Annotated in this window: 14 protein-coding genes, 1 tRNA gene, 1 rRNA gene and 1 riboswitch; of the genes, 10 read left to right on the plus strand and 6 right to left on the minus strand. The window is 45.0% G+C overall.

The window, feature by feature from the left end; all coding sequences use genetic code 11:
- The first annotated feature begins 3 nt into the window (after positions 1-3).
- Positions 4-120 (plus strand): 5S ribosomal RNA (gene rrf, locus L3V31_RS18915).
- A gap of 41 nt (positions 121-161) precedes the next feature.
- A tRNA-Asp gene (locus L3V31_RS18920) sits at positions 162-238 on the plus strand.
- Between the two features lie 634 nt (positions 239-872).
- Here L3V31_RS18920 and L3V31_RS18925 read toward each other — a convergent pair.
- Positions 873-2,231 (minus strand): sodium:proton antiporter, encoded by a 1,359-nt coding sequence (locus L3V31_RS18925; RefSeq protein ID WP_237318334.1) that lies wholly within the window; start codon positions 2,229-2,231, stop codon positions 873-875.
- A gap of 192 nt (positions 2,232-2,423) precedes the next feature.
- Between L3V31_RS18925 and metH the strand changes: the two genes are divergently transcribed.
- Positions 2,424-6,104, plus strand: coding sequence for a methionine synthase (gene metH / locus L3V31_RS18930; protein WP_237318336.1), 3,681 nt, complete (start codon positions 2,424-2,426; stop codon positions 6,102-6,104).
- Between the two features lie 63 nt (positions 6,105-6,167).
- On the opposite strand, the gene lysC is transcribed toward metH, so the two are convergent.
- A complete protein-coding gene (gene lysC, locus L3V31_RS18935) occupies positions 6,168-7,520 on the minus strand; it encodes a lysine-sensitive aspartokinase 3 (RefSeq protein ID WP_237318338.1) in 1,353 nt (450 codons plus the stop codon).
- Positions 7,521-7,622: 102 nt separating this feature from the next.
- A riboswitch (Lysine riboswitch) is annotated at positions 7,623-7,801 on the minus strand.
- Positions 7,802-8,029: 228 nt separating this feature from the next.
- On the opposite strand from lysC, the gene L3V31_RS18940 reads away from it, so the two are divergent.
- Entirely contained in the window at positions 8,030-9,151 is a 1,122-nt protein-coding gene (locus L3V31_RS18940) for an alanine--glyoxylate aminotransferase family protein (protein ID WP_237318340.1), read from the plus strand.
- Positions 9,152-9,207: 56 nt separating this feature from the next.
- Here the strand turns inward: L3V31_RS18940 and L3V31_RS18945 are convergent, their stop codons facing one another.
- From L3V31_RS18945 to L3V31_RS18960, 4 genes are all read right to left on the minus strand, one after another.
- Positions 9,208-10,986, minus strand: coding sequence for a PglL family O-oligosaccharyltransferase (locus L3V31_RS18945; RefSeq protein WP_237318342.1), 1,779 nt, complete (start codon positions 10,984-10,986; stop codon positions 9,208-9,210).
- 66 nt (positions 10,987-11,052) lie between these two features.
- A complete protein-coding gene (gene uvrA, locus L3V31_RS18950; protein WP_237318344.1) occupies positions 11,053-13,875 on the minus strand; it encodes an excinuclease ABC subunit UvrA in 2,823 nt (940 codons plus the stop codon).
- A 147-nt stretch (positions 13,876-14,022) separates the two neighbouring features.
- Positions 14,023-14,895, minus strand: coding sequence for a UTP--glucose-1-phosphate uridylyltransferase GalU (gene galU, locus L3V31_RS18955; protein WP_237318345.1), 873 nt, complete (start codon positions 14,893-14,895; stop codon positions 14,023-14,025).
- A gap of 179 nt (positions 14,896-15,074) precedes the next feature.
- Positions 15,075-15,719 carry a LuxR C-terminal-related transcriptional regulator gene (locus L3V31_RS18960; RefSeq protein WP_237318346.1) on the minus strand — a complete coding sequence of 215 codons (645 nt, stop codon included), beginning with the start codon at positions 15,717-15,719 and terminating at the stop codon, positions 15,075-15,077.
- Between the two features lie 277 nt (positions 15,720-15,996).
- Between L3V31_RS18960 and L3V31_RS18965 the strand changes: the two genes are divergently transcribed.
- The 6 genes from L3V31_RS18965 to mshL all read left to right on the plus strand — a co-directional run bounded on the left by L3V31_RS18965 (position 15,997) and on the right by mshL (position 22,876).
- Positions 15,997-16,539 (plus strand): single-stranded DNA-binding protein, encoded by a 543-nt coding sequence (locus tag L3V31_RS18965; protein ID WP_237318347.1) that lies wholly within the window; start codon positions 15,997-15,999, stop codon positions 16,537-16,539.
- Between the two features lie 237 nt (positions 16,540-16,776).
- Positions 16,777-18,786: an RNase E specificity factor CsrD gene (gene csrD / locus L3V31_RS18970; RefSeq protein WP_237318349.1), complete on the plus strand. Its 2,010-nt coding sequence runs from the start codon at positions 16,777-16,779 to the stop codon at positions 18,784-18,786.
- 11 nt (positions 18,787-18,797) lie between these two features.
- Positions 18,798-20,243, plus strand: a complete 1,446-nt coding sequence (locus L3V31_RS18975; protein ID WP_237318351.1) for an MSHA biogenesis protein MshI — start codon at positions 18,798-18,800, stop codon at positions 20,241-20,243.
- Positions 20,240-20,890, plus strand: a complete 651-nt coding sequence (gspM, locus tag L3V31_RS18980) for a type II secretion system protein GspM (protein WP_237318352.1) — start codon at positions 20,240-20,242, stop codon at positions 20,888-20,890. Before L3V31_RS18975 ends, gspM begins: the two co-directional genes overlap by 4 nt.
- Entirely contained in the window at positions 20,883-21,215 is a 333-nt protein-coding gene (locus L3V31_RS18985; RefSeq protein ID WP_237318354.1) for an MSHA biogenesis protein MshK, read from the plus strand. Before gspM ends, L3V31_RS18985 begins: the two co-directional genes overlap by 8 nt.
- 20 nt (positions 21,216-21,235) lie before the next feature.
- The gene (mshL, locus tag L3V31_RS18990) at positions 21,236-22,876 is read left to right on the plus strand and encodes a pilus (MSHA type) biogenesis protein MshL (protein ID WP_237318356.1); all 1,641 of its coding nucleotides are present in this window, start codon (positions 21,236-21,238) and stop codon (positions 22,874-22,876) included.
- The last annotated feature ends 6 nt before the right edge of the window (positions 22,877-22,882 follow it).

The following is a 22,882-nucleotide window of genomic DNA, read 5'->3' on the forward strand; positions in this document are numbered from 1 at the left end:
TTGCTTGGCGACCATAGCGTTTTGGACCCACCTGACTTCCATGCCGAACTCAGAAGTGAAACGAAATAGCGCCGATGGTAGTGTGGGGTTTCCCCATGTGAGAGTAGGACATCGCCAGGCTTTAAATTTTGGACACTTGCTTAAGCGAGTGATACCACTGCGGAGTGGTAGTTCAGTTGGTTAGAATACCGGCCTGTCACGCCGGGGGTCGCGGGTTCGAGTCCCGTCCACTCCGCCACTTATTAAGAAGCCTAGTCGAAAGACTAGGCTTTTTTCGTTTATGCATCATGGTTTCCATTTTGGGTAGGTGAGGACTGCTCGTGTGCGACTCTAGTTACTTCGTTATACCAATTGCATTAACTAATAAGTGGTTAGCCTTGTTTAGTCTTTAAAGTAGCGTGAGATAACTTTGCTTTTATTCTCTGTAAAGAGATTTCAAGCACCACAACCGCTATCAGCAATGTATTCATAGCTACCTAAGCATCTTTTTGTAGCACCTAACTCCCGCTTACTATTGGCGTAGCATCAAAGATGAGATTTAAATGCTCTGTCGTCGTTTCCATATTACTAAAAGGTGAAACAGAGCCTTCCGTATCTCCTATATTGATGCAAACTACGCCGAACGTGTAATTGGTATAACCACGCTTTCGTAAGTATTTTTTGTTCCTACTCATTTATTTGAAAGCAGTTGTCTAGAAGCTTTGAAAGGCTTCCTAAGTTCCGTACTAATCGTTAAAGTCTATTCTCGTTAATCTAAGGCGATTGATGCTCATTTCTTAGAGATAAGCGTTACTTCGTGAAGTGTAAGAGTAAAGAATATACACACATAAAAAAAGCAGCCAGATGGCTGCTTTTTTAACAGTAACTAAGCGTTAGGACTCAAGCTGTTCTTTCTGTTCGTGCGGTGCAGTATGCTCTCTTGTTTCGTAGGCGGCCAAAGCGGCACGTTCTTCCTCGAGCTTCTTTTCTTCTTCTTTGGCTTTCTCGATCATTGGTGTAATGGTTGAGCCTTGAATCAAAATAGAGAACACAACAACAGCGTAAGTCATTACCAAGATGATCTCTTTTACATCGATCAGCTTGTCTTGTACAACCCAGATTCCTGATGGGATTGAAAGTGCCATCGCAAGAGCGAGGCCACCACGAAGGCCTCCCCAAGTCAGGATTTTGACTGACCAACGGTTATATTTTCTGTACCGCTTAAAACCAATGTAAGAAAGAAAGACACTGAGGTAACGTGATGCCAGAACGAGAGGTACTGCAATGGCCATCATGATCCAGTCTTCTTGGTGGAATTTGAACAGTAGCATCGACATGCCTATCAATAGGAACAGAACGCCATTTAGAAACTCATCAACCAATTCCCAGAAGTGGTCGAGGTGATCTTCACTCTCTTTAGAGAAACCAATAAAGCGTGTCCAGTTACCAATCATAATGCCCGATACAACCATTGCTAATGGCCCTGATACGTGAAGGTACTCTGCGAAAGCATAACCTGCAGTAGGTACACCAATGGTCAGTAGGAGCTCCATTGAGTGGTCATTTGTCGCACTAATTAAGTAGTGGAAGAGCAAGCCAAGTAGGAAACCGTAAAAAATGCCCCCAATCGCTTCTTGGATAAAGAGCATTGTTACGCTACCGAGAGTTGGCGCTTCGGTTCCAAATGCGATTGTAAATAAGGTGACAAAAATAACCAGACCAAAGCCATCATTAAACAATGATTCGCCTTCGATTTGTGTAGAGATTCGTTTTGGAGCATCCAACTTTTTTACAATAGCCAAAACAGCAATCGGGTCGGTTGGAGAAATCAGAGCACCGAACAGTAAGCAGTAAATCAAATCAAACTGAATTCCGATCAGTGTGCAGGCTCCATAGAGGACAAAGCCGATGAAGAAAGTTGAAAACAGAGTGGCCGCAAGCGCTAATACTGTTATCTCCCACTTCTGATCCTTTAGGTTAGGTAATTTAATACCTAAGCCGCCTGCAAAGAGCAAAAATCCAAGGATACCTTTGAGCAAGAAGTCTTCGAAGTTGATTCTGGTTACTGTCTCTGTCGCTATCTCTGTTAGATGAAACCAGTTATTTTGACCAGCAATTAAGATGAGGAGGGAAAGAACCATTGAACCTGCAGTAATGGCAATAGTGGTTTGCATCTTTCCTATTTTGCTGTTTACAAAGGCGATTAGCATCGCAGCTGCGGAGAGAAAACATAAAGTATGATAGACCGACATTAGAACACTCTGTTTGTAACATTTTGTGAATGGAATTCTCGGCTGATGCTGCTTAAATAGCAAACATTTTTTCGTGATTATTTTATAAGTTAAGATGTCGATAAAATAATCATGAATTCTACATTTAGACGTCTAGACTCCTGAAGTTTGTGTGATAGGATGACAGCATAACGAAAGGAATGAGGCTGTACTGTGGGAAGTAATGTAAGACAACAGATTGAAGCTCAATTGAAGCAACGTATTCTTCTGATTGATGGTGGCATGGGTACCATGATTCAGGGATATAAACTTGAAGAGCAAGATTATCGAGGAGAACGCTTTGCTGATTGGCACAGTGATCTAAAGGGTAACAACGACTTGTTGGTACTTAGTCAGCCTCAATTGATCAAGGAAATACACAGCGCTTACCTCGAAGCTGGCGCTGATATCTTAGAAACCAACACCTTTAATGCGACCACTATCGCGATGGCTGACTATGATATGGAAAGCCTGAGTGAAGAAATCAACTTTACAGCCGCTAAATTAGCCCGTGAAACGGCTGATGAGTGGACGGCGAAAACACCGGAAAAACCGCGTTATGTTGCAGGTGTTCTGGGCCCAACAAACCGTACGTGTTCTATCTCTCCAGATGTAAACGATCCTGGTTACCGAAATGTGAGTTTTGAGGAATTGGTTGAGGCTTACTCTGAGTCTACTCGTGCGTTGATCAAAGGTGGTTCAGACCTAATTCTTATCGAGACAATATTTGATACCTTGAATGCTAAAGCGTGTGCGTTCGCGGTCGATTCAGTTTTTGAAGAGCTTGGTATTGAGCTTCCGGTGATGATCTCTGGCACCATTACCGATGCGTCTGGCCGAACCTTGTCAGGTCAAACGACGGAAGCCTTTTACAATTCATTACGTCATGTGAAGCCTATCTCATTTGGCTTAAATTGTGCGCTTGGCCCTGATGAACTGCGCCCATACGTCGAAGAACTTTCACGCATATCTGAATCTTTTGTGTCTGCTCACCCTAATGCGGGACTGCCAAATGCATTTGGCGAATATGATTTGTCTCCTGAAGATATGGCGAAGCATGTTAAAGAATGGGCTGAAAGTGGATTCTTGAACTTGATTGGCGGCTGTTGTGGTACAACGCCTGAGCATATCCGCCAAATGGCAGAAGCTGTTAATGAAGTCGCTCCTCGCAGCCTGCCTGATCTTCCGGTCGCGTGTCGCTTATCTGGCCTCGAGCCGCTGACTATCGAAAAAGAATCCTTGTTTGTTAACGTTGGTGAACGCACTAACGTAACAGGTTCGGCTCGCTTTAAGCGCTTAATCAAAGAAGAGTTATATGATGAAGCGTTAGATGTTGCTCGTCAGCAAGTTGAAAACGGCGCTCAAATCATCGATATCAATATGGATGAAGGCATGCTGGATGCAGAGGCATGTATGGTTCGCTTCTTGAACCTTTGTGCTTCTGAGCCTGAAATCTCCAAAGTGCCTATCATGGTTGACTCTTCCAAGTGGGAAGTCATCGAAGCTGGCCTGAAGTGTATTCAGGGCAAAGGCATCGTGAACTCGATTTCTCTAAAAGAAGGTAAAGAGAAATTTATTGCTCAAGCCAAACTGATTCGCCGTTATGGTGCCGCTGTTATCGTGATGGCATTTGACGAAGTCGGTCAGGCCGATACACGTGAGCGAAAAATTGAAATTTGTACCAATGCTTACCGTATTTTGGTTGATGAAGTTGGTTTTCCACCAGAAGATATTATTTTTGACCCAAATATTTTTGCTGTTGCTACTGGTATCGATGAGCATAACAACTATGCCGTTGATTTTATCGAAGCGGTAGGCGATATCAAACGTGACTTACCACATGCGATGATCTCCGGTGGTGTTTCTAACGTTTCTTTCTCTTTCCGTGGTAATAACTACGTTCGTGAAGCGATTCATGCGGTATTCCTCTACCACTGTTTTAAAAACGGTATGGATATGGGCATCGTTAATGCTGGTCAGCTGGAAATCTACGATAACGTACCTGAAAAACTGCGCGAAGCAGTAGAAGACGTCGTTCTTAACCGTCGTGATGATGCTACCGAAAGGCTACTGGATATAGCTGCGGAATATGCAAACAAAGGTGTTGGCAAAGAAGAGGATGCTTCTGCACTTGAATGGCGAACTTGGCCTGTTGAAAAGCGTTTAGAACACGCTTTGGTAAAAGGGATTACCGAGTTCATTGTTGAAGATACCGAAGAAGCTCGTATTAACGCTTCTAAACCGCTAGAGGTTATTGAAGGTCCGTTGATGGATGGTATGAACGTGGTCGGCGACTTGTTTGGTGAAGGTAAGATGTTCCTTCCTCAGGTAGTAAAGTCGGCGCGTGTAATGAAACAGGCGGTCGCTCATTTAGAGCCATTTATCGACGCAGAGAAGCAGGTCGGTCAGACCAACGGTAAGATCTTACTCGCTACGGTGAAAGGCGATGTACACGATATCGGTAAAAATATCGTCGGTGTCGTACTGCAATGTAACAACTACGAGATCATCGACCTTGGCGTTATGGTGCCGTGTGAAAAGATCCTAAAAGTCGCCAAAGAAGAGAACGTCGACATTATCGGTCTGTCAGGGCTGATTACGCCATCATTAGATGAGATGGTTCATGTGGCGAAAGAGATGGAACGTCTTGATTTTGATCTTCCATTGCTGATTGGGGGCGCGACAACGTCTAAAGCGCACACTGCAGTTAAAATTGAGCAGAACTACAAGCATCCGGTTGTATACGTCAACAATGCATCACGAGCAGTAGGTGTCTGTTCGTCACTACTTTCTGATGAACGTCGTCCTGATTTCGTGGAAAAATTGAAGGCCGATTATGAGCGTGTTCGCGATCAGCACAACCGGAAAAAGCCACGAACCAAGCCAGTAACACTGGAAGAAGCTCGCGCAAACAGAGTTGCAATTGACTGGGAGGCGTATACCCCGCCAGCACCAAAACAGTCGGGCATTCATATATTTGATGACTTTGATGTGGCGACCTTACGTGAGTACATCGACTGGACCCCGTTCTTTATGACTTGGTCACTGGTTGGAAAATACCCAACGATTTTCAAGCACGAAGAAGTTGGCGAAGAAGCGAAGCGTTTGTTCCATGATGCGAATGAACTGCTTGATCGTGTTGAAAGCGAAGGCCTGATGAAAGCACGAGGTATGTGTGGTTTGTTCCCTGCGGCAAGCGTAGGTGATGATATTGAAGTGTACACTGATGAATCGCGTACCGAAGTAGCGAAAGTCCTGTGCAACCTTCGTCAGCAAACAGAGAAACCAAAAGGCTTTAATTACTGCTTGTCTGATTATGTCGCACCAAAAGACTCTGGTAAGCATGACTGGATTGGCGCGTTTGCGGTAACTGGTGGTATTGGCGAGCGTGAACTGGCCGATGAATATAAGGCTAAGGGCGATGACTATAATGCGATTATGATCCAAGCGGTGGCCGATCGCCTGGCAGAAGCTTTTGCGGAATACCTTCATGAACGTGTTCGTAAAGAAATCTGGGGTTATGCTGAAGATGAGAATTTATCGAATGATGATCTAATCCGAGAAAAATACCAAGGTATTCGACCTGCGCCTGGCTATCCTGCATGTCCAGAACATACGGAAAAAGGGCCGATATGGGAGCTTCTGAATGTAGAAGAGAATATCGGCATGTCTCTGACTTCTAGCTATGCTATGTACCCTGGAGCCTCGGTGTCTGGTTGGTACTTCTCTCATCCGGACTCTCGCTACTTTGCGATCGCGCAGATCCAGGAAGATCAGCTAGAAAGCTACGCTGAACGTAAAGGCTGGGACAGGCTTGAAGCAGAAAAATGGTTAGGTCCGAATATTAACGGCTAACTCATCGGAAAGAGAAAGGGCTGCTATTAAGCAGCCCTTTTTATATGGTTGAACAAACGGAGTTTATTTTTCAAATAGCTCGGCATGCAGCTTTTGAATCGCTTGTTGTGACTCTGACTTATGAAGCAGGAAGCACAAGTTATGCGGGCTGGCACCGTAACAAATCATACGTAAGTTAAAGTCTTCTAGTGTGCCGAAGACTTGTTTTGCGTACCCTTTGGTGCCACTCATGTTGTTTCCGATCAGTGCCACCAAACATAGGTCATGCTCAACTTCTACTTTACACAGTTCTTCTAGCTCTTCTCTTACGGCTTGCGGTAGCTGTGGTGCACCACCAGAGGTATCTGTTTGATCTAGTGTTAATGAAACACTGATTTCTGAAGTGGTAATCAAGTCTACTGAGATTTTGTGTTTTGCCAGAATTTCGAACACTTTAGCCAGAAAGCCGTATGCATGGAACATGCTTGCACTACGTAAAGTGACCATAGTTTGGTTGCAACGCAATGCAAGCGCTCGGTACAGCGGTGAGCTTTCCACTTGATGACGAATCCAGGTACCACCTGCTTCTGGATCTTTAGAAGATCCCACGAACACCGGAATATCGTGGCGCAGAGCAGGAACGAGCGTAGAAGGGTGAAGGATCTTGGCGCCGAAGTTTGCCATTTCTGACGCTTCGCTAAAGCTGATTTCTGGGATTGGTGACGCTTTTGGTGCAATACGAGGATCCGTTGTGTAGATGCCCGGAACATCTGTCCAAATTTCTAAGCCTGCAGCTTTCACTCCTTCAGCGATAAGCGCAGCACTATAGTCACTGCCACCACGACCTAATGTGGTTGTATTACCTTCTTCGTCTGAGCCGATGAAGCCTTGAGTGATGACCACTGATTCCTGACAGAGTGGTACTAGCTTCTCTTGTACGAGCAGAGAAATTGCTTCGACATTTGGCTCGGCGCGTCCGAAGTTATCGTCGGTTCTTAACACATCACGAATATCAAAACGTACCGCATTGATACCACGTTCTCTCATTAGCTGAGCCAGAATGTGCGTTGACATTAGCTCACCACACGCAACTAAGTGATCGGTCAGTTTAGCACTTGCTTGGATAGAAGCTGCTTCAGCAAGGCTTGTTACTGTATCAAGGATTGCGTACACCTCTGCGCTTGCTTCAGACGCATCTCTCAATTGATAGAGGATGCCATCATGAATTTCTGCTAGCTTGCGCAGCAACTCGGCACGCTGCTCCTGATCCTGAACACCGTTAGCAAGCTCTACTAGTAGATTAGTTACACCAGAGCAAGCGCTGCTCACGACAAGGCGAGTATTTGGATTGTTTTCAATAATGGTGGCACAACGACTCATTGCCTCGAAATTGGCAACACTGGTTCCACCGAATTTTGCTACGTTAAATGCGCTCACTGCGTTCTCCCACGACTTCCTAAAAGTAATACATATCCGATATTTAGTGAGGAAAGGAACAGAGCAAAAAGAGAGGTATTTAGAATGAGATTTGAAATATTTACCCTCAGAAGCTCTTCATCAGACAATGCTGATGACAGTTGATGGGACTCAACCCACGTCAACCGACAAGTCAAACCCTGCAATTTTGACTTACCTCGGCACTACTCCCCCTGAATGATTGGTATTGGAATTGCGGTTCCACAAATCATCTACCTGGGTAGTGCTCCTCTTCTACATAAAGCTCAAACATTGAACGGTTTTGGCGTGGTAAAGTCAATGAAAATTTCAACGATCCTGCAATTTTTTACTAGCGAAATTGTGACAGTGGTGTGAACTCAATACATAAGGCTAATTGCCGAGTCCTATAAAATCCATTAGTGTGAGTTCTTTGATGCCCGAGACTTAATCAAAATACTAAAAAACAATTGTCCTCACTCGGGTCAAGTAACGTCAAACAAGGAGCTCACATGCCAATCCAAAGCTTTATCCCCCCTCATCGTGTCCTAATGGGACCTGGTCCTTCTGATATTTACCCGCAAGTATTACAAGCGCTAAGCCGCCCAACGGTTGGTCATCTGGACCCTCTATTTATTGCAATGATGGATGAGCTGAAACAACTGCTGAAATATGCTTTCCAGACAGAAAACGAGTTCACTATTGCCGTCTCTGCACCAGGTAGTGCTGGTATGGAAGCGTGCTTCGTTAACCTGATTGAAAAAGGCGATAAAGTCATCGTATGCCGAAATGGTGTTTTTGGTGAGCGCATGCGTGAAAACGTCATTCGTGCTGGTGGTGAAGTGGTTGTGGTTGATGATGAATGGGGCACGCCAGTTTCTGTCGACAAAGTTGAACAAGCTCTGCAACAGCATCCGGATACAAAAATTTTAGCGTTTGTTCATGCGGAAACCTCGACAGGTGCGGTCAGCGATGCTCAAGCTTTGGGACAATTAGCTAAGCAGCACAATGCGCTATCTATTGTGGATGCGGTGACTTCATTGGGCGGTGTGCCGTTAAAAGTAGATGAATGGCAATTGGATGCGGTGTACTCAGGTAGCCAAAAGTGTTTGTCATGTGTACCGGGCTTGTCTCCGGTGACATTTTCTCAGGCCGCAATTGATAAGATTCAATCGAGAACAACCCCTGTACAAAGCTGGTTCCTAGATCAAAGTCTCGTGCTTGGTTACTGGAGCGGAGAGGGTAAACGTAGCTACCATCATACCGCACCAGTGAATAGCCTGTATGCTTTGCATGAAGCGTTATTGATGCTGAAAAATGAAGGCTTGGAAAATGCTTGGGCCCGTCACCAATTGATGCATGAAAAACTAAAAGACGGCCTACAAAAGCTCGGTTTTGAATTTGTTGTAGAAGAAGCGCATCGCTTACCTCAATTAAATGCCGTTTACGTACCGGAAGGCATTGATGAGGCGAAGGTTCGAGCTCACCTACTGGAAACCTATAATCTGGAAATAGGTGCTGGTCTTGGCGCGTTGGCAGGCAAAGCGTGGCGTATTGGCTTGATGGGCTACGGTGCTCGTCCAGAAAACGTTGCGCTATGTTTGAAAGCGTTGGAAGAGTCGCTGACAGAGTAGCGATAGCTGAAGTAAAAAAGCGAAGGTTAGCGTTAGCCTTCGCTTTTTTCGTTTATTTACTGCTCACCAGACTGCACAGGTGAAGCGGATTGGGCTTGTGATGGTGGTTGGTAATTCACGTGACTGAAATCTACCCGAGGAAATAAGTACTGAGCCTCTGCACGAATTTGCTCGGCTTTACTGCTATCGTCTAGTCCCTGATAAGCTAGGATCAAATTGTTATAGAAAGTCGGGCGTGGTTTATCTTTTATGATGTTCAGTGACCAGTCAATGTAAGGCTGAATCAAGCTTGGATCCTGTTGATGTAAACCTATATTGAGGAATGTGCTGTACACATCCCAGTCGAATCGATCTTTCCAGACCACAGGGTTGCTGACTTGACGAAGAATATCTGTGGTCGTCGGACGTGTTGTTTCAAATTTAGTTAGTATGTAGTTGGTATGTAAGGCACTCACCATGTAGAACGCAAACACGGCAGGTAGAGCTAAGCTTACGATGCGCAGCAAACTTTTCGTGATTTTGGTGAAACCGACTTGGCGATAACGCGCCACTCTCTTATCCACCCAATATATTAGAACGAGAAAGATTACCCAATGCACTAACGAGTGATAAAACGGGTATTCAAGCTGTGAGTGCAGAACAATGGGTATGAACAAAGCTAATAAGGCTAAACGTGTCCCACGCTTGGCCTGATATATTCGGTATAGCACTAGTGTCATGGCCAAGAACAAACCTAAAATAGGCAGTAACCCACCTTCTACGGCCCAATACAATAATTCATTGTGCGGGTGATCCATTGCGGGCAATCCGGCAGGATATTTCTCGTTTAACGCATGTTGGCGAGCGGTATAAATCATGTACTCTGACTCAAACTTTCCGTAGCCATAGCCGGTGAACGGTTTTTCAATCACCATATCTACGGTTTGCGGGAAAGTATAAGCGCGAGGCGACTCCATGTTGACTTTCTCTGCTGCTAAGCCGTTGCCTTGCGGGAAAGCAATGTGCATTACCACTACTGATAACAGCAGCCCGGCTACGAGAGAAATCACCCAATGAGAAAAGCGTCTCTTGGAATTATAACGGTACATGTACGGGATAATCAGAAGGACTGCAAACAGAGAAGCCAACCAACCTGTTCTTGAAGCAAGAGCAACGATCAAAGGTATAGTTAAAACGGGTACCGCATAAAGTAAGTAGACATCACTGAGCTTACGATCGTACTTGTATGGCTGACGTGCCAGTAAGTAACTGGCAATGACTAAGCCAGTTGCGAGAAAACTTGCCATGACATTGGGTTGCTGAAATATGCCATATGGACGGTTGGCGATGGTGTCGTAGCCGAAAGGGTTACCGGGTTTTAAATAGAGATATTGCGTCAGACCAAAAATGGCTTCGATCACAACGGCCAACACGATAAACCACAAGATACGTTGACGATGCTTGTTACTGAAATGGAATTGTTGCAGGACAACGAAAAACAGCAACCCACTCCACAGGCCAATGAGTTTGTTCGCGGCTAAGTTGCTGTTTGCATTTGGGTAAAAAATCGGAATGGTCATAATGATGACACTGATAAACAAGCCGATGGTTAATTTTGAATATCTTAATGCCTGATTACGGGCAATCTGATAACAGCCAATCCCTAACGCAAAGCTAAAGGCTATCCAAGATGTCGCATTGAAGGATAAAGCCAATCCTGAGCCACCTGGATTTGGCATAAAAAAGTGCATTGCCAGCACAAACAGTACTGCCAAAGCGAGGAGAAACTTGCGATTGAGAGGAACCTGAGCTTTTGGCGGTGAAAGCCTTGTTCCACTTACATGTATAGTTACCATAGACATTGCGTTGTTTTGAATGAAAAAGACCAGCAATAGCTGGTCTTTGTACTTTACCTGTTTTTTCTATTTCAACATAGGACTAAGGAAGCGAGCCGTGTGTGAACCTTCGATCAAGGACACATCTTCAGGTGTACCTTGAGCAATGATCTCACCGCCGCCTTGGCCGCCTTCTGGACCCAGATCGATAACCCAGTCGGCTGTTTTGATTACGTCCAGGTTGTGCTCGATGACCACTACCGTGTTGCCGTGATCTCGCAGACGATGCAGTACCGACAATAATTGCTGGATGTCATGGAAGTGCAGACCTGTAGTTGGCTCATCCAGAATGTAGAGCGTTTTACCTGTATCGCGCTTTGATAGCTCTCTGGCCAATTTTACTCGTTGTGCTTCACCGCCTGATAGGGTTGTGGCAGCTTGACCAAGGCGAATATACGACAAGCCAACATCCATTAATGTTTGTAATTTACGAGCAATGACTGGTACTGGTTCAAAAAACTCGCGAGCGTCTTCCACCGTCATCTCTAAAACTTCATCAATTGTTTTGCCTTTGTATCGAACTTCTAATGTTTCACGGTTGTATCGCTTACCCTTACACACATCACAAGGAACATAGACATCCGGCAGGAAGTGCATTTCTACTTTGATTACGCCATCGCCCTGACACGCCTCACAACGACCGCCTCGTACGTTAAAACTAAAACGACCTGGCTTGTATCCGCGTGAACGCGACTCTTGCGTGCCAGCAAACAGTTCACGAATCGGAGTAAAAATGCCTGTGTATGTTGCAGGGTTAGAGCGAGGTGTGCGACCAATTGGGCTTTGATCGATGTCGATGACTTTATCAAAGTGTTCTAGGCCTTTTATCGACTTATAAGGTGATGGGTGTGCGGTTGTGGCTCCATTCAGTTGCGTATGAGCAATCTTGAAGAAAGTGTCATTGATCAGAGTCGACTTACCTGAACCAGAAACGCCAGTAATACAGCTAAACAAACCAACTGGCACTGACAAATTGACGTTTTTCAGGTTATTACCAGTTGCACCGATAAGCTCGACGGTTTTCTTAGGATCGCGAGGTGTGCGCTCTTTTGGCACCGCAATCTCTTTGGCTCCACTTAAATATTGCCCTGTGAGAGAATCAGGGTTAGCAATAATCTCTGCCATTGTACCTTCTGCTACGACGTTGCCGCCATGAACACCAGCGCCGGGACCAATATCGATCACATGGTCAGCACTGCGAATGGCATCTTCATCGTGTTCTACAACTAATACGGTATTACCCAGATCACGCAGGTGAGTCAGGGTTTTCAGCAGACGTTCATTATCCCGCTGGTGGAGGCCAATAGAAGGCTCATCAAGTACATACATCACCCCAACGAGGCCAGCACCAATTTGGCTTGCTAAGCGAATACGTTGCGCCTCACCACCAGATAAGGTTTCAGCACTGCGAGACAGATTGAGGTAATTTAGCCCCACATTAACTAAAAATTGCAGGCGGTCATTGATCTCTTTCATGACCTTTTCGGCAATTTGTGCACGTTGACCTTCCAGTTTAAGGGTTTGGAAGAAGGCTAGGGCATCCGCAATACTCAGTTCTACGATTTCAGGCAAGGTGGTGTCAGCAATAAACACATTACGTGCTTCAAGGCGCAGACGGGTACCACCACAACTAGAACAAGACTTCGTTGAGATATATTTGGCTAACTCTTCACGTACAGAGTTAGATTCTGTGTCACGATAACGACGCTCGAGGGTATTCAAAATACCTTCAAATGGATGGCGTTTTACACGAATATCACCACGATCATTGATGTACTTGAACTCAATTTCCGTACGGCCAGATCCTTTTAATATGATCTCTTGTGTCTTCTTTGGCAGAGAATTAAACGGAGCATGCAGATCAAAACCGTAGTGATCAGCGATCGATGTAAGCATCTGAAAGTAGTAATAGTTCTTTTGATCCCAACCACGGATAGCACCTTGTGCCAGACTTAGTGAATCATCTTGTATCACTCGGCTTGGATCAAAATATTGTTGTACACCCAGTCCGTCGCAAGTGCCGCACGCCCCCGCAGGGTTATTGAATGAGAACAGTCGAGGTTCCAGTTCCTGCATGCTGTAGCCACATTTAGGACAAGCAAAGTTTGCCGAGAAGATAATTTCTTCACCGTCACCATCCATTGGCGCGACGACTGCAATGCCGCCCGACAACTCCAGTGTGGTCTCGAAAGATTCCGCTAAACGTTGTTGCAGATCCGGACGAACTTTAAAACGATCGACGACAACTTCAATAGTGTGTTTTTTGTGTAACTCGAGCGTTGGTGGATCTGAAAGATCGCAAGTTTCACCATCAATTCGGGCACGGATAAAGCCTTGTGCAGCCAAATTTTCTAAGGTCTTTACGTGCTCGCCTTTACGTTCCTTAACGATTGGGGCCAGTAGCATCATCTTACTGCCTTCAGGCAATTCCAATACCTTGTCTACCATTTGGCTGATGGTTTGTGCGGCAAGAGGTGCATGGTGGGTCGGACAGCGAGGTTCACCTACACGTGCGTAAAGCAGACGCAGATAGTCGTAGACTTCGGTAATTGTACCTACGGTTGAGCGTGGGTTATGAGACGTCGACTTTTGTTCTATGGAAATAGCAGGTGATAATCCCTCAATATGATCGACATCGGGTTTTTCCATAAGAGACAAAAACTGACGCGCATAAGCAGAAAGAGACTCAACATAGCGTCGTTGACCTTCCGCGTATAAAGTGTCGAAAGCGAGGGAAGACTTACCGGAGCCACTTAATCCAGTAATAACCGTCAGTTTATCGCGAGGGATAGTTAGGTTGATATTTTTAAGGTTATGGGTTCGGGCACCGCGAACTTCTATTTTATCCATCGTTTTTGCTCTATGTATAACCAAGTTGGGCAAGTATTACATAGTGTGAGAAATGTGCAAAGGAATACTGGACAAAAAAACAGTAAACAAAAGCCCAGCATTGAGCTGAGCTTAATAACTTAAGAATAAGTGATAAGTTTGAAAAGCTTATGCTTCTCGTTGAGTTGCGTGCTTACCTAACTCAGATTTTTTTTCATCTTTTAGGTATAGGTTTTCGAAACAGTAATTCGTTGCTTCGATGTAACCTTCTACGCTACCGCAGTCAAATCGCTTGCCTTTAAATTTGTACGCAAGTACACAGCCAGCTTTGGCTTGCTTTAACAGGGCATCCGTAATCTGAATTTCACCACCTTTCCCTGGCTCTGTGTTTTCAATTAACTCGAAAATGTCAGGAGTCAGGATGTAACGGCCGATGATTGCAAGGTTGCTTGGCGCTGTGCCTTTCTCAGGTTTTTCAACCATGTCATCCACACGGAAGATATCATCTTTGATCATTTCGCCTGAGATAACGCCGTATTTATGGGTTTCTTCTACCGGAACTTCCTGTACTGCGACGATAGAACAACGGAACTGTTTAAACAGAGCGACCATTTGAGAGAGAACGCCTTCGTCTTCATTGACACACAGGTCATCCGCCAACACGACTGCAAACGGTTCATCGCCAACCAGCTCACGACCAGTAAGGATAGCGTGCCCGAGGCCTTTCATCTCTCTTTGACGGATATAGGTAAAGTTAGCTGACTCAATGATTTCGCGAATGTCCACCAACAGCTCTTCTTTGTTTGTTCCGCTGATTTGATGCTCGAGTTCGTAGTTCTTATCAAAGTGATCCATGATTGAGTGTTTGCCACGACCAGTCACAATGCACATGCCGTTCATACCGGCTTGGATCGCTTCTTCAACGCCATATTCAATCAATGGCTTGTTCACTACTGGCATCATCTCTTTTGGCATTGACTTGGTCGCAGGTAAGAAGCGCGTACCATAGCCTGCAGCAGGGAACAGACATTTTTTAATCATTGGGGGAATTTCCTTTCTCGTCATTATCTTCAAGAATTTGCGCATAACTTTAACACGAGAGATGTGTCTTAATCATGAATAAAGTAGGAAAAAATGTGAGGCACTGGCCGGAAAAAGAATGAGCGGATCGAACTAAGTGTTAGAACCGCAGTAACTTAGTTAACTGAAGGTTACGTTAATTACGACATCAGATTCTGGTCCGCCCAAGCAATGGCTTGTACGCGGTTCTTCACCGAGAGCTTTTTAAAAATTTGGTACAGGTGAGACTTAATCGTAAACTCGCTCACAAACAACTCTTCTGCCATTCGGCTATTTGACGCCCCATTTTGAAGGCAGCGCAATACTTGTAGTTCCCGAATGGTAAGGTCCACAGTCGCAGGTGCCGTGTGAGTGTTGATGACATTGCGATAGTAGTGAAGAAGTTGACTGGCCACATTTCGTGGTAACCAGTTTTGGCCATTAATGATGCCTTTTAATCCTTCACCGACTCGTTCAAGAGATTCCTCGGCGTAGAATACACCTTTTAGCTGGCCGAAAGAGAGTAATTCATCAGTAGTCAGGCGTTTCGGGACATTAAAAATAACCGTTTCAAAATTTTTCCACATGAGTGGTAAATTCTTAATCGACTGAACAAGCGATTTATGTTCACTGAAATCGATGAGCAAGATTTTATTACGATGTTTCGGCTTCGCTTCCATTAATGCATCCGTCGAGATCACCGGGATATCAATCTCGATGTACTTTTCCAGTGCCGCTACCTTTTGGGGGGCATTATCTTCGATACTGATCAGAAATAGCTTTCTGGCGTATGCTGACTTTTTCATGATGTCAAATCTCCCAATCTTCAGTGAAGGTGGTACGTTGGCATCAAAGAAGCGTTAGAGCTATATGCTTGGTGAATAAATGCGTTCAGATTCAAAGGTTCATGTTGCGATGTCTGCAACGTGAATTAAAAATGCTACATGTAATCGTTGAATAGAGTTTTTGGTTCTAGATAAGAGCCAGATAGAACACAATGGTATTAGACTTTAATCAAGTCATTAAAGCGTGCTATTCTAATGCGCTAAAATTTTAAATATCCAGAGTGAAACGGAGCACATCATGGCCAGCCGTGGAATTAACAAAGTTATTTTGGTGGGGAATCTAGGCAACGACCCTGAAATTCGTTACATGCCGAACGGTAGTGCAGTAGCAAACATTACTATTGCAACTTCTGATTCATGGCGTGATAAAGCGACTGGCGAACAGCGCGAAAAAACTGAGTGGCACCGAGTTGTGCTGTTTGGCAAACTTGCGGAAGTTGCTGGCGAATACCTACGCAAAGGCTCACAAGTGTACGTTGAAGGACAACTTCAAACGCGTAAATGGCAAGACCAAAGTGGTCAAGATCGTTACTCAACTGAAGTCGTTGTTCAGGGCTTCAATGGCGTAATGCAAATGCTGGGTGGCCGCGCTCAAGGTGGAGCACCAGCTATGGGTGGCCAGGCACCGCAGCAAGGTGGTTGGGGACAGCCTCAGCAACCAGCGCAATCGCAATACAATGCGCCTCAGCAGCAGGCTCCAAAGCAATCGGCTCCACAACAACAGCCTCAGCAGCAGTACAATGAGCCACCAATGGATTTTGACGACGATATTCCGTTCTGATCCCGATTGCACTGGAACCTTAAAGGCCGCGAATATCGCGGCTTTTTTATTATCTGTGTCCCAGACTGAATAATATTAGATATTCTCAAGTGATTACATTGTTTGCCGCTAACTAGACTATAGCGGTAAAAACAGTATGCCTCTCACAATCAAACTTATCCGATTGTTTATTAAATATCGATCAAGTATAAGTATTTCAATAAGGTATATGGTGAATAGAAAAGGAATTCGGTGTTCATGAGGTATACCCCAACTCTAAAACTAAGCACGCGGCTGGTGGCTTTTGTTACCATGATCGTGATATGCGCAATGTTTATCTTGTTTGTCGGCGGCACTCTCTCTTTTAAACGGCTTGGGCAAGAATATCTTACCCATTATTTAGAAGGGATCGTAGAGGTGGTCGACAAGGAGATGGAAGATCCGGATGCGGCATATTCCATGCAGCGTTGGATGCCCAAAATGCTGCAGGCCAGCAACATTGTTGAAATGACGTTGACGACCAATGACGCTGTCGTATATCGGTTTAAAGACACGTCCCATAAGATAGACGCGTCGGTCTTGTTTAAAAAGGAGTATCCACTTACTCACAACCAAGATTATGTGATCCATTTTAAGGCGATACCTCCGTACTTAGGTTACGGCTACTCGATGCAAGCACTGTGGTCGATCACTTTGGCGGTGATTTTGATCATTTTCTGTCTGATGCGTGGCGTCGCTTGGTTGAAAGAGCAGTTAGCTGGGTCCGAAATGCTGGAAGAGCGTGGCCGAATGATTTTGGCCGGCCGTGTTGAGCAATACGCAAAAGGTGATAAATCGGAGTGGCCTTACACCGCCAGTGAAGCGCTTGATGTACTCATTGAAGAGCTACAAGATGCTCGCCAGGAGCGCAGTAGATTCGATACTTTTATCCGAACGCAAACATTTTTAGACAAATTAACGGGAACGGCGAACCGAGTGCTGTTCGACAGTAAATTGGAATCTTCTTTACTCGAAAGTGGCGCACGTGGCGCGGTGATGCTTATACGTATCCACGATTGGAAGTTAGCTGAAGAGGAGCAAGATAAGCAAGTTACCGATGATTTTATTGTTGAAGTTGGCAGTCTGCTATCTAACCTAGTTCAGCGTTACCCTGACGTGGTTTTTTCGCGCTATTACGATTCTGACTTTGCGTTGTTTTTGCCTCTCCAAGATGCAAAAGGGGTAGCAAACCTTGCCTCACAATGTATTCGTCAGCTTGAGAAATTGACGCCACCAGAGCCTTTGGAACCTGATAACTGGTGTCACATCGGTATCACAATGTTTAAAGAAGGTGAGCGTCATAGCCAGATTATTGATGAAGCAGAAACTGCATTACGCAGCGCACAGCTACAAAATAACAATAATTGGAGTCGCTTTAAAAAATGGAATCATGATGAGGAAGTTCGGGGAAGTGTTAGATGGCGCACTTTGTTTGATAAAGCGCTGACTCCTGACAATGTACTACTGTATGCACAACCTGTTTATGTGATGAATGATTCATCGCATAAGACACCGCTGTATGAAGCGTTAACCTGCCGGATTCAAGACCCGGAAAACGGTATTGTGAAAGCGTCCAGGTTTATTGCTGCAGTTAGGCAGGTGGGTTACGAAGCTCAAATGGATAAGGCTGTGGTTAATAAATTCCTAAGAAGTTTTAAGGACAATTTTGACCATTCAAAATCATATGCGCTGAGTTTGACTGTAATCCCATTTGCTAATCGAGAATATTTCAAATGGTTTCGTGATGAATTGCTACAGTTGTCACGTGAGCAAAGAAAGTGTCTCAATTTTGAGTTTGTGGAAGCACAATTTGTAAGACACTTAGACTTTATGCGGCCAGTAGCTAAAATGCTGGCAGGTTTAGGGTGCCAGCTGATGATTGGGCAAGCTGGGCGAACTATCGTCAGTAGCCATTATTTGAAAGAGGTCGACATTCGTTATCTCAAGCTGCATCGTAGCTTAGTGACCAAGATAGATCAGCGGCATGAAAACCAGCTTTTTATTCGCAGTATGTTAGGTGCTGCCGCAAACAGTAAAACTAAAATTGTGGCAGTGGGTATTGAGAACCGAAATGAATTAAATACTTTACTTGAGTTAGGTGTATACGGTGGTCAAGGTCGCTATTTCTCGACAGAACGACAATTTCTTCCCCGTCCGCAAAAGATGCAGCCCACTCGGTCAGAACCCCAAGTTAAGCCAGGGAGACGAAATCGCTGGCGTAAAAAATAAAGATAATATTCATGGATCTTAAAGCAGTAGTAGACAAGTTTGTGCGATCGTCAGGTAGTGGTCGCGCTTGTTTTGTAGTTATTCAGCCAGACGCAATCTATTTATCGTCATCACAGAAAAGTACTCGACCGACCCGGTTTGAAGTCTCTGAGTCAAAATGGGAAAGAGCGCTTGAACAGGCACTCAGTGTCGCAGCCAGTTCTTATGATTCATTAAAGGTAGTGCTGTCTCACAACTACTATCAGATGTACCAAATCGATAAACCAGCAATGCCTCGTCATGAGTGGCCTGCTGCATTGCCGTTTTTGCTCAAAGAGCTGATCTCCGAACGTGCAATAGATATTGTTGCGGATGCTGTAGAACTGCCGAACTCAAGTAAGCTTCAGGCGTATGTGTTATCAAGAAAAACACTTGATAAGCTTGTTCAGATCGCGAATCACGCTCAGCTATCGTTAGACGCTATTGTCCCTGAAGACTGTGTATGGGGCCATACTGCCGGAGAGCTGGGTAATTTCATTTTGCTGCAACGCAGTGTTCGAGGGCACTTTCGCATCAGTGCATTTGTCGAACGTACGATTGCATTTCATCGTTCCATTCGCAGCGTGACGCCGCCGTTGACTGGTGTGCCTTCTACTGAGCTGCAAATGGACAGTCTGTCATTGGAGCTTCAGCGCTCGATTGACTACTTGTCTTCACAGCTTCGCCATGTGCAACTGCATCAGATGAAAGTGTGCTGTGATGAAGAAGATGAGCACGAGCTGGTTCAGTCTCTTAATTACCGTCTGAGCACGAAAGTTTCTCCGTTAATACATGAAGAGCATGAATTATCGGGACATGTGCTGGCTAATACTGCGACAGCAGCCAACGCGCTACACATTAACTTATACCCTGACTACTTAAAGCCGAAAAAAGAGCTTCTGACTTTAAGAAATGTGGTGATTTCTTGGGGTGTCGCGGCAGCCGCTATTTTGCTGTCTTATGGCTACGTTACTTGGCAGAGTGAAGGATTAGAAGATGAAATTGCCATTGTGAAGAGCAAAGGCGAGATCATGAAATCTGAGCTGGAGAGGGCTCAGGTCAAGTTACGCAAGCATCAGCCTGACACCAGTAAGTTAGCAGCGAAAGAGCGTCTTGAGCGTACCGTGAAGGCTAAGCGAGACTCACTAAAAGCGGTCGGGAAATATGACGATTCGCAACTGACAGGGTACTCCGGTGTGATGCAGTCTCTTGCTAAGTTAGGCAATCGCGAGATTTCTTTATCAGAAATTAGAATTAACAATAATACGTTGAATTTGAAGGGATTGGCTAAGGTCCCAAGCTCAGTGCCTAGCTGGGTGAACCGATTTAAAGATGAGATTAACCTTGTTGGTCGTACTTTCGATGACGTGAATATTGGTCGTAATGAAAAAGGTATTGTTACGTTTGAATTGAAAGCCGGGGAGGATAAAAAGAAATGAGCGAGTTCTGGCTTTCTCTGGAAGAACGTTTTGGTGAAATGAGTGCCCGAGAAAAAGTACTGATCGCCTTGTGCGGGTTGGTGACAGTGGTGATGCTGCTATTTACGCTCGTACTCGAGCCCAAACTCAACCAAATAAATAACAATGAAAAACAGCTGAGTAGCTTAAAGCAGACTAATCAAAAAACTGAGATTGATATTTTGCGTATACAAGCGCAGCTAAAGAAAGATCCAAATTCGGAAATTGATTTGGAGGTTTCAGGCCTGCTAGCTGAAAGCCAGCGCCTGTCGCAGCAGCTTTCAGAGATTATTGAACACCTTATCACCCCTTCGCAGATGGCGGGGTTACTTGAGCAAGTTTTGGAGCAACAAACGGGAATTCACTTAGTCTCTTTGCAAACGTTGCCTTCAGAGCCGATCTCTGACGATAAAGAAGTATCTCAATATTCAGGATACTACGTACATCCTGTGCGTATGGAAGTGACGGGAGATTACTTCTCTATTGCGAATTACCTGAGCAAGTTGGAAAAGTTGCCTGCAAGTTATTACTGGCGCAGCTTTCATTACAAGGTGGATGAATATCCTGAAGCAACATTAGTGTTGGAAGTGTACACATTAGGCTCTAGAGAGGCGTTTATCGGTGGTTAAGAACATCATTATCTCAATAGCCTTAACGGCAATGACGGGAGGAGTATGGGCAAGCCAAGACCCTACCGCTCCACTAGACTGGCAGAAGCCGATCACCGAATTAAACACTAAGCCAACAGAAAAACGGTACAGAGTACCGACGTTAAATAGCATTGTTTGTAACGTTGGCAGCCAATGTAGCGCCATCATGGATAACCGCATTGTAGAGCAGGGTGAACTGTTCAAAGGTTATCGCGTGACGAGCATTAATAGTGAATTTGTAACTTTAAAGCGTGGTAACCGTCAGTGGAACCTAGAGCTTTTTGGTTTAAACGTAAAAAAATAATAACCAGAGCCTGATCAGATATGCGCAAATTAGTTGTAGGAATAGCGATTGCTTCTTTAATGGGATGTTCAATGGGTCATCGTGACCCGGTGGAAGTCAAAGAAGCGCTCAATGAATCTATCAATCAAGCCAATAGCCGCACGTTAGAAGAAATCCCCTCTTCTGTTGAGGCGGACCTGATGCCAAATTTAGACTCGAATGTGTCTTCAGAACAAGGCACATCGAAGCGTTTTCGTATCCAAGCAAATGAAGTCGCCGCAAGAAGCTTTTTTGCCTCACTAGTGAAAGGTACTGAGTACAGTGTGGCGATTCATCCTGCTGTACAAGGTAACATCACAGTCAATTTGTCAGACGTTACATTGGATGAAGTCCTTAATGTGGTACAGAACATGTACGGCTATGATGTGATGAAGTCTGGTAAAGTCATTCAGGTGTACCCGGCTGGTATGCGTACCGTGACCATTCCTGTCGATTATCTACAATTCAAACGCACTGGCCGCTCACTAACGAGTATTGTAACGGGCTCAGTAACATCCGCCGGAACTTCTAACTCTGGGGGCAGCTCAGACAGCTCTGATTCGTCAAATTCCAACAGTGATAATAACAGCAACGATAGCTCGACCACCTCAACAGGCGGCACACGCATCGAAACGGTGACAGAAAGCGACTTTTGGCCAATGTTACAGCAAGCCGTTGCTAACTTAATTGGCTCAGACAGGGGACAAAGTGTTGTTGTGACGCCGCAAGCTGGTGTCATTACCGTTCGTGCTTTCCCGGATGATATTCGTGAAGTTCGCGAGTTCTTGGGTGTATCGCAAGAGCGTATGCAGCGCCAAGTGATTCTCGAAGCAAAAATCCTTGAAGTGACGTTGAGTGACGGTTATCAGCAAGGCATTAACTGGTCTAATTTATCAGCGTCTATTGGCTCTGGAGGTATTGTTGTCGAGCGTCCAGGTTCTGCACTACCGACCTTGGATGCAATTAGCACCTTACTTGGTGGCCAAACAAACGTCACTATTTCTGATGGTAACTTCGAGACCGTGTTGAGCTTTATGTCGACTCAGGGTGACTTGAACGTACTTTCGAGCCCTCGCATTACCGCAGCGAATAACCAAAAGTCAGTCATCAAAGTTGGTACTGATGAATACTTTGTTACCGAGCTTTCGAGCAATGCAGGCAATGGTGAAAACTCAAATGCAGTACCAGAAGTGGAGTTAACACCGTTCTTCTCAGGTATCTCCCTTGATGTCACTCCGCAAATCGATAACAAAGGTAATGTGTTCTTGCATGTTCACCCTGCTGTTATTGAAGTATCAGAAGAATTGAAGCAACTGAACCTTGGTGGTGACTTTCAAAATATCCAATTGCCATTGGCGAAAAGTTCCATCCGAGAATCTGACTCAGTTATTCGTGCAAAAGATGGCGATGTTGTCGTTATCGGCGGTTTGATGAAGCAGCAAAATCGTGAAATGGTTTCTAAAGTTCCATTCCTAGGGGATGTGCCAGCGTTGGGGCACTTATTCCGTAACGTGAACAACATTACCGAGAAAACAGAACTGGTCATCTTGTTGAAACCGACTGTGGTTGGTGTGAACTCTTGGCAAAAAGAGCTAGAACGCTCGCGTGACTTGTTACAAGAGTGGTTCCCAGATGCGCAATAAGCGCTG

The organism is Vibrio sp. J1-1, from assembly GCF_021728395.1.
Classification (GTDB): Bacteria; Pseudomonadota; Gammaproteobacteria; order Enterobacterales; family Vibrionaceae; genus Vibrio.